A 14,710-nucleotide genomic window follows, 5' to 3' on the forward strand; every position below is an offset into this window, starting at 1 on the left:
CGCCGAGATGTATCTCCGGGACGTTATCGACATCCCGGATTCCGTCCATGCCGGCGACTTCAAGATCGACCTCACCAAGGGGTTCGTGGAGACGGACGCGCGCGTCGCCGAGTACGTGGTGACCGATCAGCTCCGGCAGGCGTTCGGCAAGGCGCTGTCGATCGTGCGCGCTGCCGTCCGGGACGGCGCATCCCACGCCGCGTATCTGCACGGCTCGTTCGGTTCCGGTAAGAGCCACTTCCTGACCGTGCTGCACGCGGTGCTCAACAACGAGCCTGTCGCGCGAGCCAAGAGCGGGCTGCAGCCGGTGATCGCCGAGCACGACGACTGGCTGCGCGGCAAGAAGTTCCTCATGGTGCCCTATCACCTGGTCGGCCACACCGACATCGACTCGGCAATCCTCGGCGGCTACGTCAGCACCGTCCGGCGACTGCACCCCAAGAAGGGGACCCCCGCGGTCTATCGCTCCGACGCAATGCTCGAAAACGCCCGGGGACAGCGGAAATTCCTCGCAGACGACGTGCGGTTCGCCGAATGGCTGGGCAGCGAAGCGCAGGTCGCCGCGGACGATGACGTCGATGACCTGGACGTCATCGAAGGAATCACCGTCAATGGCTGGACGTCCGCCAAACTCGATCACGCATTCAACGCCCCCGCCGGTGACCCGGTACGCGACGCCCTTGTCACAGCGCTGCTCTCCGGGCCGATGTCTGCGTACAGCCGCGGTGCCACCGGCGATGCCGAGGCGTTCCTTCCGTTGGAGGACGGCCTGTCGGTGATCAGCCGCCACGCCCGCGACCTCGGCTACGACGGGCTGATCCTCTTCCTCGACGAGCTGATCCTGTGGCTGCAAGCGCACATGGCTGACCAGGAGTTCGTCAATACGCAGGTCAGCAAGCTCGTCAAGCTGATCGAGTCCGGCAACGCCGACCGCGCGCTGCCGATCGCCTCGTTCATTTCCCGGCAGCGCGACTTGTCCAAACTGGTTGGCGAGGACGTCACCGGCGCGGATGTGAAGAACCTCGAGGCGCAGGTGCAGTACCTGGCTGAGCGGTTCGACGTCGTCTCGCTGGAAGACCGCAACCTGCCGGCGATCATCAAGGAACGCGTCCTCAAACCGAAGACACCTGAGGCGAAAACCGCGTTGGAAGGCGCGTTCACCGCGATCGAGTCCACGAACTCGGCCGTACGCGACGTCCTGCTGGACGCCAATGGCGCCACCGGTGCCGACTGGACGGATTTCCGTGCCGTCTACCCGCTTTCGCCTGCCTTGCTCAACGTGCTCGTCGCGCTGTCCGGGGCGCTGCAGCGTGAACGGACGGGCCTCAAACTTCTGCAGGAAATGCTGTTTCGGCGCCGCGACGACATGAAACTCGGCGAGCTGATTCCGCTGGGTGACCTCTGGGACGTCCTCGCCGACGGCACCGAGGAAGCGTTCAGCGAGCGATTGCGGCAGGAATCCGCGGCCGCGCACCGATTCCACACGAAGGTGCGCGCGTATCTGCTCCCGAAGTACGGCAGTGAGAGCGACCCGCGGTTCGTGGCCGACGACCGGTTTGTCAAGACGCTGATGCTGGCTGCGCTGGCACCGGACGTTTCCGCGTTGGCGCGGTTGACCGGGGGACGGCTGGCGGCCTTGAACCACGGCTCCATCCGTTCGCGCACCGTCGCACCAGGGACGATGGTCGTCGGCCGGATGCGCGAGCTGGCAGCCGAATTCGGCGAACTGCGGTCCGAAGGCGACGAGGACCCGGTGTTCCGCCTTCAACTGTCCGATTTGGACATCGAATCGCTTCTGGACGACGTCGGCGACCAGGACTCGATCGGAGTCCGCCGGATCTGGACCAAACGGCAGCTGTGGCAGAAGCTCGGGATTCGCGACGTCGACGGATTCGCTTGCGAGCGTGAGGTGGTGTGGAAGGGCACGCGCCGCACCGCAGAGTTCGTGTTCGCCAATATCCGCGACAGCCAGGACCTTTCGGACCTGCAGTTCGAGCCCAGCGTGCCCGGGCGGATCCGGATCATCCTCGACTATCCCTTCGACCAGCACGGCCACCCGCCGAGCGAGGATGCCGCGCGGGTGAACCGGCTCCGGCGCGAAGGCGTGGCCGCAGCCACGATCGCTTGGATCCCGCATTTCCTGTCGACGCAGAAGTCCAAGCAGCTCGGGCGGCTGCTCAAGATCCGGTACCTGCTCGAGCGCAATCGGCTCGACGATTACGCCGGGGACAGATCCGCGGACGACCGGGTCAAGATCCGCCACCAGCTGCAGGCCCAGGCCGAAACCCTCGAATCGCAACTCGCGGCTTCCCTGATGCAGGTCTACGGCATCGCAAGGGCCGACGAGTCCACCCTCGGCGCGCAGGTTGGCGACGAGGGACACGTACTGTCTCTCCAACCCGGGCACACGCCCCGGCTGCTTGCCGGCGCGGGTTTCGAGCAGAACGGGCTTGCCCTCGCGGACGGCCTGTTCTCCGCGCTGTACCCGAAGCACCCGGACTTCGACACCGCCGGGAACCGCAAGGCGATCACCGTCGGCGAGCTGAAGACCGTCCTTGGCTGGATCACCCAGGCGATGGAGGAGGGCAAGCGGCGCATCGTGGTCGACCGGCCGCAGCTGGCGCTGGTCCGCCGGGTCGTGCATCCGCTCGAACTCGGCGAGGTCACCGACGGTCCGCTCAATGTCTCCGCAGAGTGGCGGCGCCGCATCGAGCAGGCGGCCGGGCAGCACGGAGTCGACGGCGATTACTCCGTCGAGAACATCCGCGCCTGGATCGAGGGGCTGGGCTACACCGGGCTGGACAAGGCGGTCGCCAACCTGATCATCGCAACCTACGCCTTGTTGTCCGACCGTGCCTGGGTCATGCACGGTTCGCCATTGCGCGAGGCTCCAGAGCTGGACAAGATCGGCCCCGGGCACGCATTGCGAGCTCAGGAACTTCCGTCGGCAGCAGAGTTCGCCACAGCGCGCGGTCGGGCGGCAGCATTGTTCGGGGTCAACGTGCCCGAATACCTGGTCGCCCGCAACGTCAACCGCCTCGCCTCCGACGTGCGGGAGAAGGTGACGAGCCTGGAGACAGCCGTCAACAACCTCCGCCGGACGCTGGAGGCGCGGGCCGATCAGCTGGGCGTGTCTGCCGCGGCCGCGCGCATCACGGTCGCGCGGTACGCAGCACATCTCCTCGCCCGGCTGTCCGCCATCCGAGACGCGACGGCAATCGTGCGCGCGCTGGCCGACGCTCGCCACGACGACGTGAACGACCAGGTGCTCGGCAATGCCATCGCCACCGCGCCGCAGGTGCTCGAGGCGCTCGACCAGGTCGATTGGAAGCTCGTCGAGTCCGTGCGCCGGTTCGTCGGCCGGGAAGATGTCGTCGACGTGCAAGCCCGGCGGCTGCTGGTCGACATCGGTGAGACCGCCGAGGCCGACGAGTTCACCCGCTCGCTGCCCCCGGTGCTGAGCGGTGTCCGCCGGCGTGCCGTTTCGCTGATCGAGGAAGCTGCCGGCCTCGCCGCCGTCGCGGTCCCTCCCGCTGCGCCTGTCCTCCCACCGGTGCAGGAGGGTCTGCCGCTGGACCCGGTGTCGCGCCGTCCGGTGGAGAACGCGCAACCGGCCGCCGGACAAGCGAAGCCGGCTGCGCGCCGGATCGCGACCAATGCGGTCGAACACGGGCTGCCAGGCATCCTGGACGACCTGTCTGCCGAAATTCGCGATTACGCAAAGGACCACCCCGGCGTCGAGATCGTCCTGGACTGGCGCGTCGTCGGCGAGGACCGGTCGTGACCACCGCGCCGCCTCAGCTGACCAAACGGATGATCGAAACCCTGCTGGAGGACTGGCTGCCGCATGCCAAGACGAAACGGCTCGTGCTGATTTACGGCCGGTTTGAGGACGGGAGCAGCGACTTCGCGGTGAACACCGAATCGGATCGCAAGCGAGTGCACGTCACGGATCAGCACTCCGTGCTCGGCATTGTCGAAGCGTGGCAGCGGCATCAGGCCGAGCGGAATGCCGACGACTTCCTCGTGGTGACCACGAGCGTCGACGATGCGCAGCTCGGCTGGGACATCCGCGGATACGCGCTCGGGCGCTCCACCCGCACCGCCGACCGCGGCCGGATCGTCGCGCAGCGATTCGGTGCCGCGGACCTCGACCCGCGCATCCGCAGCGAGTCGTGGCTGATCGACGCGCTGCTGGATGCCGAACCGGCCGGCGGCTGGCCCCGTAGCGGGTCAGTGCTCACCCGCGATACGGCCATGCGAACGCTCATTGGCACCCGGCTCGGCATCGGCACCCTGCGCGAGGACGCGCTTGATGCGGGTGCCTTGCTCGCCTGGTCGCTCGACCCCGTAGGACCGGCTCGGTTCGCGCGCTTTCCGGAGCCGGAGCAGGCTGGAATGACCAGCTGGCTGGCAAGTTCGGTCGGCGACGTCGCCCCGATCGTGCTGCGGCTGGCCGCCGCGGGGAAGGCGTCCGACGCCATGCCGCTCGGCCTGATCAGCACAGTCGCAACCCGTCCGGGCGCCTCCCCGGAAGCCGCGCTCGCCTTCGGCGGACTGCTGGCAGGCGTCCGATCGCCGGCATTGCGCGCCTTCACGGAAGCGGTGGAGGGGACCTTGGAGCGCTGGCTGAACGAGGCCGAGGCCGGGGGGAAGCTCGCCGGCGAGCGGATCGCCGATGTCGCGAACCGGGCCGAGCAACTCGCCGCGACCGCGCACCTCACCGAGGCCCTTCGCGACAGCCGGTTCCTGCCCTCCAGCTTTGCGGCTGCGTTGGACGCACTGGCGAGCGCGCTGTCACCAACCCCAGTCAAGGGCAGCATCACCGAGGTCGAGCGGGCGCTCGACGTGGTGCGCGACCACGGACTGGCTCGGCTGGAACCGGAGCGGCTGAGGACGGCGCAGATGGCGGTCCGCATCCACCGCTGGCTGGCCTTGCCGCTTCCGGACGTCGGCTCCGTTGCGGTCGCCGCGAACCGCCAGGTGATGGATTGGGCATGGGTGGACCGCGCCCTGACGACATTGTGGGTCGGAGACACCGATGCCGACCCAGCCGTCACGCAGGCGTATCGGGTGCTTCACGACGCTGCCCGTGACCGACGCGACCGGCTCGACGAGAAATTCGCTGCACAGCTCGTTGGGTGGGCTCCCCGCGCGGCTGGCACCGATCCGGACGGCTGTTTGCTGATCGAGAACGTCCTCGACACCGTCGCTCGCCCCGTCGCGAGCCGGCGCTCGCCGTTGGTCATCGTCCTCGACGGGATGAGCACGGCGATCGGCACAGCGATCGGCGAGGAAGCTGCAGCCGGCGGTTGGCGAGAAGCCTCGCCGCGTCAGGGCGAACGCGTCGCCGCAGTGACGGTGTTCCCCACCGTGACTCGTGCGGGCCGGACGAGTCTGCTTTCCGGTCTGCCGAGCACCGGCGACCAATCAGCTGAGCGAGCGGGCTTCACCGCGTTCTGGCGCAAACACCGGCGCGAAGCCACGTTGTTCCACAAAGGCGGCCTAGCGGGCGGGGCCGGTCAACGGCTTTCCGAAGAACTGCTCACTGCGCTCGCCGATGAAGGTGTGGTCGGCGTGGTCCTTAACACAATCGACGACGCCCTAGATCACGGCCAGGAGGGCGAGCGCGCTGGCTGGTCGATCAGGGACATCACCTACCTGCGTGAACTTCTCGACGCGGCAAGGGGATACGGCCGGCCAGTCGTGCTCGTCTCCGACCACGGGCACGTCTTGGAACGGTCGACGGCGGAGAAGCCCGTGCAGGCGGAGGGAACGTCTGCCCGCTGGCGCACCGGCCCGGCGGGCGACGGCGAAATCGAGCTGACCGGATCGCGCGTGCTCTGCGGCGACGGCCGGGTGACCTTGCCGTGGCGCGAGGACATCCGCTACACCGCACGGAAATCCGGCTACCACGGCGGCGCGTCGCTCGCCGAGGTGATCGTGCCCGTCCTCGTACTCCTGCCGTTCGACGAACTTGTGCCGACCGGCTGGCACTTTCTCTCCCCTGAAGCCGTCACCCCCGCTTGGTGGGAGCAGCGGCGCACGGTACTCCCGGAGCAGCCTGCGCCGGTTCGCAAGTCCGGCCGTCGCAAGCCCGAGTCGGCTGCAGCCGTGCCGCTGTTCGCGGTGGACGGGCCGGTCGAATCCGTCGGTACCCAGGTCGTGGCGACTGACCTGTATGCCGCCCAGCGAGCCTTCGTGCCGAAGGCACCGGACAAGCAGGTCGTGGCGGCGGTGATCGACGCGTTGCTCGACGCGGACGAGACGCTTTCGCTCAGTGCCGTCGCGGAACGGGCTGGCCGGGCGGCCCGCCGCCCGGAATTCTTTGTCCGGACCTTGGAGCGCTTGCTGAACGTCGACGGGTATCCGGTTCTGACCCTGCGCGACGGGGACCGCAGCGTCAAGCTTGATCGCGAGATGCTTCAGACGCAGTTCGGAGTGCAGGTGCGATGACGGTTCAGGCGAGTGCGGCGCGGCGGCGCGAGGCAGTAGACGCCCTGCGGCGCGGCACCGTGCCGCAGTCAGGGCTGGATCTGCTCGCCGTAGGCCTGGACCGGTTTGTCGCCGCAACTGACGAGGATCTCGCAACCGTTGCCCGCGGCGGCGCGGCCTTTCACGCCATACGCGGTGAGTACGGATCCGGAAAGACGTTCTTCACGCGCTGGCTGGCCGAGCGCGCGAAACGCCGAGGGCTTGCGACCACCGAGATCCAGATCTCCGAGACCGAGACACCGCTGCATCGCCTGGAGACCGTCTACCGGCGCCTCGCCGAGCGGCTGAGCACCGCCAGCCACCAGCCCAGCGCGCTGCGTGCCGTCGTCGACTCCTGGCTGTACACCCTCGAGGAACAGGTCATCGAGGCAGGAGAAGTCGCCGAGGACGATGAGCAGGCGTTGGCCGTCGCGGTCGAACGGCTGATGGAACAACGCCTTGCGGAAGTAGCTCGGACGACTCCGGCGTTCGCCGCGGCACTGCGGGGTTACCAGCAGGCGGTGTCCGCAGGGGACAACGCCACTGCGGAGTCCCTTATCGCCTGGCTGGGCGGTCAGAAGTCCGTTGCCGCGGCCGCTCGCCGGGCTGCCGGAGTGCGCGGCGACCTCGACCACTTCGGCGCGCTCGGGTTTCTCCAGGGTCTGCTCACCGTGTTGCGGGACTGTGGACACCCCGGCCTCCTCGTCGTGCTGGACGAGACCGAAACCCTGCAACGGGTGCGTGGCGACGTACGAGAGAAGGGACTCAACGCGCTCCGGCAGCTGCTGGACGAGATCGACGCCGGTCGATTCCCCGGACTCTTCGTGGTTATGACGGGAACCCCGGCTTTCTTCGACGGACAGCAAGGTGTGCAGCGCCTGCCACCGCTGGCGCAGCGGCTGGCAACCGACTTCAGCACAGACGCCCGGTTCGACTCGCCGCGCGCCGTGCAGCTGCGACTGCTCGGCTTCGATCTGGATCGGCTCGTCGAGCTGGGACAGCGGGCCCGCGAACTGTATGCGAGCGTCGCGCGAAATCCCGACCGGATCTCGGGCGAGGTCGACGACGCCTACCTGCGGACCCTGGCCACGGCGTTGACCGGCCAGCTGGGCGGCAAAGTCGGCGTCGCGCCGCGGCTGTATCTGCGCAAGCTGGTGGCGGACATCCTGGACCGGGTCGACGAGTTCGCGGACTTCGATCCTCGCGTCCACTATGCGCTGACGGTGTCGAACACGGAGCTGACCGAGTCCGAGCGCAACGCCGCAGCGAGTGCAGACGACGTCGAGCTGGACGTGCCGTGACCGAGGCATTGGCGCGCCTGCATCCGGTTCTGATGCACCACATCGTCAACACCCTAGGCTGGCGATCGCTGCGGCCGCTGCAGGAGCAGGCGATCGATCCGCTTCTCGGCGGAGACGACGCGGTGCTGCTCGCCCCGACCGCAGGCGGCAAAACAGAAGCAGCCAGCTTCCCGCTGCTGAGCGCGATGGAAGAACATCGCTGGACCGGCCTGTCAGTGCTGTACGTGTGCCCGCTGAAGGCGTTGCTGAACAACCTGTTGCCCAGGCTCGAGACCTATGCGGCGTGGCTCGGCAGGCGGGTCGGGCTCTGGCACGGCGACATCACTGCCGGCGCTCGCCGCGGGATCCTCCGTGATCCACCTGATCTGTTGCTCACCACGCCCGAATCGCTCGAGGCGATGCTGGTAAGCGTCAATGTCGACCACACGCAGCTTTTCGCCGGCGTGCGGGCGATCGTGATCGACGAGGTGCACGCCTTCGCCGGTGACGACCGTGGGTGGCACCTGCTCGCTGTCCTTGAACGCCTGACCCGGCTCGCCGGTGCCCCGATCCAGCGCATCGGCCTTTCGGCAACGGTCGGAAATCCGCATGAACTGGTGACCTGGTTGCAGGGCTCGAACCGCACCACGCGGGAGCCCCGGGTGGTGGCCCCCGACGCCAAGCCTGCGTCCGGCGCGATCCCGCCAGGCGACCTGGAAATCGACTACGTCGGCTCCGTGCACAACGCTGCCACCGTGATCGCGGCTTTGCACCGCAGCGAGAAACGACTGGTGTTCTGCGACTCGCGGCAACTGGTCGAGGAAATCGGGGCCGCGCTGCGCGAACGGGGCGTGCCGACCTATCTGTCGCACGCTTCTCTATCGCTGGACGAACGCAGACAAGCCGAGCAGGCGTTCGCCGACGCACGCGACTGTGTCATCGTGTCCACCTCCACTTTGGAGCTGGGCATCGACGTCGGCGACCTCGACCGCGTCATCCAGATCAACGCGCCTTCCACAGTGGCGTCGTTCCTGCAGCGCCTGGGACGGACGGGGCGTCGGCCGAACAGCACCCGGAACTGCCTCTTCCTTGCTCTCGACAAGAACTCGCTACTGTGGGCCTACGCGCTGGTTCTGTTGTGGAGCCGCGGTTTCATCGAGCCGGTGCACGCACCGCCGGAGCCTCGCCACATCGTGGCGCAGCAGATCCTCGCCCTGTGCCTGCAAGAGAACTCAGTCGGCAGCAGCCTGTGGAGCGAGGCGTGGAACGGACTGGCGCCGTTCGACCGCAGCGCGGAGCCGATCGCGCGCTACCTGGTTGAGGAGGGCTTCCTCGAACAAGACGGTGAGCTCCTGTTCATCGGCCAAGAGGCAGAACGTCGCTTCGGCCGCCAGCACTTCATGGGAATGACCGCGGTGTTCACGGCTCCGCCGCAGTTCACGGTCCTCGAGGGGCGCCGCGAGATCGGTCGGGCCGATCCGGCATTGCTGACTGAGAAGGTTGACGGACCTCGTTTGCTGTTGCTGGGCGGACGCAGCTGGAAGGTCACGTGGATCGATTGGAAGCGCCGCCGGTGTTTTGTGGAGCCAGTGGAGTCGGGAGGCCGCGCGCGCTGGATGACCCCGGGCACTGGCGGTGTGGGGTTCGATCTCTCCCGCGCCGCCCGCGACGTGCTGCTCGGCGAAGATCCGCCGGTAAAGCTGACGCGGCGAGCCACGCGGGTAATGTCGGACCTGCGCGAGGACCGGCTCGGCTCGGTGCATCCTGGAGGCACGGTGATCAGCCGTCAGGGGCTGGACGTGCGCTGGTGGACGTGGGCTGGATTCCGGGCCAACGCGACCCTGGCTGCGACCTTGGGGCATCTCGCGGACGAGAAGCAGCGGTTCGACGACGTGTCTGTTCGGCTTCGCTCCGACATGGATCGCGACATGTGGCGAGCAGCCGTCGCAGATACTGTTCAACCCCTCTGTCTGCCGGAGATCGACGATCGGGCGTTGGAGGGGTTGAAGTTCGGCGAGGCGTTGCCACACTGGCTCGCTATTGCGACGTTGGCTGCACGGCTTGCAGACCTCAATGCTGCGGCGAAGATGCTCCGGGAACCCGCTCGGTTCGTCGTTGGATGAAGATCGGCGGGGCTGCTCGGGGCCTGTAAAGCACATCGGTTCCTGGCATTGTTCATGGCGCGTGCGGGCCGATTACGACTTCCATGTACGGCGTGGCGGTCCTGGTGGGCGATTGCCGGCTAATTCCGAGTTACAGGAATCGTTTGCACGCTTCCAGTGCAGCTTGATCTAGTCCGCATAGTCATGTTTGTTGCGTCGTCGCGGCTGATCTTAGCGCGGCGACGCACTCGTTGATTGATTCGCGAGGATCTTTCGCGATCTCTCGAAGTAGCTCTGCGTCTGCTTCATGCGACGAGACAGGAGTATCTCGTTCGGTAATGAAGACGCCGAGACTCCGCTGCCCGCAGTAGATGACCGTTTCGCCGGTTGGCATCGAGTATCGGTCGAAAGCGGTCGTCAGGCCGTAGTCCCATGCCGGGTCTGAGCAGACCGTTCGTAAGGTGAACAAGCGGGACGACTTGGCCAGTTGGACGAGCGACCGCAGTTGACGTCGTTGCGCGTCGGCGCGGAGGTTTCGGCGTGTAGCGCTTGGTCGCTGATGAACGCTTCGATCACGGTCGAGCGTGGTTCGAGGTTCCGGTCAGCCACCTGAAGCAGCTCCGGGATTGCTACCGGATCCCAGGTCACCACGTGCTGAGCGGCGATTTTGTGGGCCCGCAGGGCGGCGGAGCGGGCAGGAGAAAGCGGCGCGCTGCGGAGGACCCATGATTCCCCAGCTGCGCCGCGAGCTAAGAGGAGGATGTCGCGCTTCGTCTCGCCGGCGGTGCCGGTTGCGCCGAGGATTCCCGCGACGTCGGCGAGGCTCGGCGTGCGGTGCGCTTGCTCCCCGCCGGAGAGGATCGCGGGTGAAATTCCGATCCGGCGCGCAAGTTCGCGGAGTCCGTAGTTTGCTTCGACGCGCGCGTCGCGGAGGGCGGCTCCGAGGATGCGGGTGCGAGGGGTGGGCGGCATGGCGGTTCTGATTCGTTTCTGCTGGCAGTGGGCGAAGCGTTACTTGCGGCGAGACGACGGGAGCGCCGGATGGTTCGGAGCGACCGGGATGTCGTGGGCGAGGCGGTACTGGTCGTCGCAGTAGACGCAGGTGAGCAGCGCGCTGTTGGGATCGCGGCGGTCGCGCGGTTGGAAGCCGGCAGGTGCAGTGAGGCCGCAGAGCATGGTTACGTCGTCGCCAGGTTCCGGGACGGAGTCGAGAAGGGCGCGGTGCCATACGCCGTCAACGACGGGGTGGACGTGGTCTAGGTCGATGAAGATCAGGGCTTGCATAAGGGTCTCCGTACCGGTGGTCGGGGCGTCTCGGAGCCGTCACGGTGTGCCAGGCGGGCGCCGGGCGGTGTGACGCGATAAAAGGGGCTTTGAGCAGGGCGAAGCTCGGGCGTGACAGCTGTGACGTGTCTCGTCAAAGCGCTCGTTGGAGCGTCCAGGACGGTCGATTCGGGCCAGGCGACCAGCTGCGGGCGGTGTCACGGCGGTTTTGTACGGACGAGGTCGGTGGTGTCCTTGACGTGGTGTTCTGTTGAAATCATCCAAGGCCGACAGGCGGCGCGAGACCACGGCGTAAGTGTGGCGATGCTGACGCCGGCTACACCCAGGAGGCGCTCGCTGCGGTTCTTGGTGTCGACCGTGGCGCGTTGGGAGTCGGGTGGGCATCGTCCGCTGCCTCATCAGTGGCCGGAGCCTGGGCGGGTGCTTGGTCGGCCGGTCGCGGATGTTCGGGCATTCTTCGGCGGAGAGACGTCCCGGCGGGGTGGACTCGCGCTTATCCCTGGCATTGACTGGCTGGCCGGAACGCCAGCCAGGCATGGCGTAGAGGGAACTCAGCCGGGTGGAGCGCGCCGGCCTGGCCTCCGCAAGGCGGAGGCCGAGGAGCTTCGGCGATATTACGGTGCGCTGGGCAGCGAACATTGCTACTTCGCGGCCGAGGTTGGCGGCGAAGCCGTGGCTACGAGTATCTTGACCAGGCCGGACTGGACTGATCTGGACTCCGCTAGCGACTCGTTCGCGCTGGATGTCCGCTCGGATCTGGGACCGCGGCCTGCGGCTCCGAATGATGGGGCGTCTCGGTTGGTGAAAGCTACTGCGGCGGATGTCCGGATTATCGATCGGCCGCTGTATCGGCTGCTCGACGTCGACGTGTGTGCCGGGCGGGTCGGCGGAATGGTCGGCACAGCGTCGTTCATGGAGTACGCGTTGGGGCCTGACCTGCTCGAACGGGAGTTGGAGGCCGGTGAGACGCGGCTGCGGAGCGAGTTGCTGCCGGACCTTCGGAGCGTTCTCGATGTCCGCAACCGGCTCTGTGCTGGTGGGGCGTTGGCACTGACGGCGATCGCTCGGCCGGCGGACTCCGCCCGCGGTGAAGCTGACTATCTGCTGCTCGTCCAGGAGCGATCGAGTCATGTGGTCAACGGGTCGGGCCGACTCGCGGTGATCCCGAAGGGGTTCCACGGCCCGCTCGCGGACCAACGCGGCGACGCGCGGATCGGCGCGACCCTGAGGCGTGAGCTGGAGGAAGAGCTATTCGGCCGGGAGGACGTCGACACCACCGGCGAGGTCCAGCGCGCGGCGGACCCAATGCACCCGGCCCGGCTGTCGGAGCCGATGCGGTGGCTGATGGCGGAGTCGGGTCGGGTGCGGACGGAGTGCACCGGGTTCGGGTTCAACCTGGTCAGCGGCAACTATGAGTTCGCGGCGCTCGTCGTGATCGAGGACGAAGAGTTCTGGCCGCGGTTCGGCGGCGTGGTCGAGGCGAACTGGGAAGTCTCCGGTCTGCGGCAGTACTCGACGCTCGACGGGGAGCTGGTCAGCGAGCTGATCGCAGACGAGAAGTGGACGAACGAGGGCCTGTTCGCGTTCTTGCTCGGCCTGCGCCGGTTGTCGGAGATCGGCGGTGCGCGGGTGTCGTTGCCGTCGATCGACTTACGTTGCTGACGGCCAGCGGACGGTCAGCACGACGGAGTCGGCGAGCGCTTCCCAAGAGTGGTTGACACCGTGACCCCACATGGTGTAATCACCTTGGCGGGCCATGGTTTTCGTGCCGCCGGTGACGTCGATGCGGAACTCGCCGGAGATGAGCATGACGAGCGTGGTGCGCTGGTCGTCAGCCGTCCACTCCGGACGCTTGTCCCCTGCGGGGTGGTCGGCCCACTTGACTTCCACGTCGTTCGTGGCTCGGACCCCGTGCGAGGGGTCGAGGAAGTGGCCGACCAGCCAGCCGCGGTTACCTGCAGCGTCTTCGTTGGCGTTGCCGCTGGTCCAGCCCTCGGTCACTCGCTGATCTCCCACTCGATCGTTGGCAGGTGCACCCGGTCTCCGCCGATTTCCGCGAGGCGTCGAAGTCCTTGCGTCATGGCGAACAAACCCTCGTTGCTCCACGCTACATCAGTCAGCAGTTCGGTCAGAAGCTCGATGTCCGTGGTCGAATATTGGCGCAGCGTCGAGGATTCCCAGTTCGCGGCGACGACTCCGCCGTACTGGTTCCAGAACTCTTCGTCTTCGATGACGATGAGGTTGGCGAACTCGAAGTTGCCGCTCACCAAGTTCAGCCCGAACCCGGTCGTCTCCATGCGGAGGCGGCCGGGTTTTTGCATGAGCCAGCGCATTGGTTCCGACATGAGCGTCGGGTGCATCGGGTCTGCGGTCAGCGAGTCGGTGACCGTGTTGTCGATGTCGGGGCGGCCGAACAGTTCTTCTTCCATCTCGCGCCGTAGCGTCGCGCCGATCTGTGTGTCACGGCGGACGTCGGTGAGGGGCTGGTGGAAGCCCTTCGGGATGACGGCCAGGCGGCGGGCCGCGTTCAGGACGTTGCCCGAGCGTTCTTGGACTAGCAGGACGTAGTCGGCTTCTCCGCGGAACGGGTCGGCAGGGCGGGCGATGGCGGTGAGGGCGAGTGCGCCGCCGGCGCAGAGGCGGTCGCTGACGTTGAGGACAGACGCGAGGTCGGGGAGGTAGCGGTCTCGCAAAGGGAGCTTGAGCGGTCCGCCGGCGATGATGACGTCGACCAGCTCGCCTTCCAGGAGGTCCAGCGTCAGTGCGTAGTGGACGAAGTGCGTGGTGCCGAAGGATCCGGCGAGTTGGTGTTCAGCGGTGTCCAGGGCGAGCGCGTGGTACAGAGGGCTGTTCACGAGGCGGGTGTTCATGGCCAGCGACTCGGCGAGCCGGTGAACTGCTGCTGTTGCGGCGCGCTCGTCGAGGGCCAGGTCTGCCTCGGGCTGCGCGGTGGCGACTTTGAATCGGTCTGATGCGGGGCGTAGCTCGCAGTCGAGATCTAGCCAGTTCGCGCAGGTCAGGATGCTGGTGTTCACGAGTTCGGTGCTGACTCGCGCGGTGTACAGGCCGTGGTCGCCGGTTCGGCTGCCGTAGTAGGCAGCAAGCGCGTCGGCGGTGTCGCGTTGGGTGACCCAGCTGCGGCGTGTGCTGCGGTCGCGCAGGGCTTGGGTGTCCAGTTGCGCGGCTTTGGCGGCGACTGCGCGGCGCGCGGTTCCGGGAGACCAGTGTGTGTGCTGGTCGATCCATTCGAGCGCGGACGCGATGTTCGGGTCGTCGTGCAGGCGGGGATCTCCGGGTGCCTCGGCCGGTGCGGTGCCGGTCAGTTCGGCGAAGCGGGCGTGCTCGGCATCGCCGACCTGCTCATAGGCGCGGTCGAGCACCTGTTGCATCTCCGACCGCGGGCGCAGGTTCGGCTTCTGGTGCCAGGACGCGACGGTGCGTACGCCGATGCCGAGGTGCGCGGCGAAACCCTCATTGCTCATTCGGAGAGCGGCTTGCAGCGCTGATGCGGTGCGGCCCGTCCATTCGTCTGGTTTCGGCAAGTTGAATTGGCTCCGGTGCGGCATCTTG

9 protein-coding genes and 1 pseudogene are annotated in these 14,710 nt (G+C 67.2%); 5 read left to right on the forward strand and 5 right to left on the reverse strand.

Annotated features, from left to right (window positions below; translation table 11 throughout):
- Positions 1-7 precede the first annotated feature (7 nt).
- From EIZ44_RS25765 to EIZ44_RS25780, 4 genes are read left to right on the forward strand one after another with little or no spacing between them, the layout of a single operon-like run.
- Positions 8-3,784, forward strand: a complete 3,777-nt coding sequence (locus EIZ44_RS25765; RefSeq protein ID WP_134731708.1) for a DUF6079 family protein — start codon at positions 8-10, stop codon at positions 3,782-3,784.
- A complete protein-coding gene (gene pglZ, locus EIZ44_RS25770; RefSeq protein WP_338081090.1) occupies positions 3,781-6,456 on the forward strand; it encodes a BREX-2 system phosphatase PglZ in 2,676 nt (891 codons plus the stop codon). The genes EIZ44_RS25765 and pglZ overlap by 4 nt, the downstream gene beginning before the upstream one ends.
- Positions 6,453-7,775: a BREX system ATP-binding protein BrxD gene (gene brxD / locus EIZ44_RS25775; RefSeq protein ID WP_134731673.1), complete on the forward strand. Its 1,323-nt coding sequence runs from the start codon at positions 6,453-6,455 to the stop codon at positions 7,773-7,775. The genes pglZ and brxD overlap by 4 nt, the downstream gene beginning before the upstream one ends.
- Positions 7,772-9,877 (forward strand): DEAD/DEAH box helicase, encoded by a 2,106-nt coding sequence (locus EIZ44_RS25780; protein WP_205673299.1) that lies wholly within the window; start codon positions 7,772-7,774, stop codon positions 9,875-9,877. Before brxD ends, EIZ44_RS25780 begins: the two co-directional genes overlap by 4 nt.
- A 181-nt stretch (positions 9,878-10,058) precedes the next feature.
- Here the strand turns inward: EIZ44_RS25780 and EIZ44_RS46175 are convergent.
- From EIZ44_RS46175 to EIZ44_RS25790, 3 genes and pseudogenes are all read right to left on the reverse strand, one after another.
- A pseudogene (locus tag EIZ44_RS46175) lies at positions 10,059-10,373 on the reverse strand (Scr1 family TA system antitoxin-like transcriptional regulator); the annotation flags it as partial.
- Positions 10,274-10,828, reverse strand: coding sequence for a helix-turn-helix domain-containing protein (locus EIZ44_RS46180; protein ID WP_134731675.1), 555 nt, complete (start codon positions 10,826-10,828; stop codon positions 10,274-10,276). The pseudogene EIZ44_RS46175 and the gene EIZ44_RS46180, both read right to left, overlap by 100 nt.
- A 39-nt stretch (positions 10,829-10,867) precedes the next feature.
- Positions 10,868-11,140 carry a hypothetical protein gene (locus EIZ44_RS25790; protein ID WP_134731677.1) on the reverse strand — a complete coding sequence of 91 codons (273 nt, stop codon included), beginning with the start codon at positions 11,138-11,140 and terminating at the stop codon, positions 10,868-10,870.
- An 801-nt stretch (positions 11,141-11,941) separates the two neighbouring features.
- On the opposite strand from EIZ44_RS25790, the gene EIZ44_RS45665 reads away from it, so the two are divergent.
- Positions 11,942-12,802 carry a hypothetical protein gene (locus EIZ44_RS45665; protein ID WP_240691416.1) on the forward strand — a complete coding sequence of 287 codons (861 nt, stop codon included), beginning with the start codon at positions 11,942-11,944 and terminating at the stop codon, positions 12,800-12,802.
- On the opposite strand, the gene EIZ44_RS25800 is transcribed toward EIZ44_RS45665, so the two are convergent.
- Complete coding sequence (locus tag EIZ44_RS25800) at positions 12,791-13,141, reverse strand: signal peptidase I (protein WP_134731679.1); 351 nt, start codon at positions 13,139-13,141, stop codon at positions 12,791-12,793. The two genes, EIZ44_RS45665 and EIZ44_RS25800, sit on opposite strands and share 12 nt — an antisense overlap.
- Positions 13,138-14,529 carry a transcriptional regulator gene (locus EIZ44_RS25805; protein ID WP_240691417.1) on the reverse strand — a complete coding sequence of 464 codons (1,392 nt, stop codon included), beginning with the start codon at positions 14,527-14,529 and terminating at the stop codon, positions 13,138-13,140. The genes EIZ44_RS25800 and EIZ44_RS25805 overlap by 4 nt, the downstream gene beginning before the upstream one ends.
- Positions 14,530-14,710: the final 181 nt, after the last annotated feature.

The organism is Amycolatopsis nivea (genome assembly GCF_004522235.1).
In the GTDB taxonomy this organism is placed as follows: Bacteria; Actinomycetota; Actinomycetes; order Mycobacteriales; family Pseudonocardiaceae; genus Amycolatopsis; species Amycolatopsis nivea.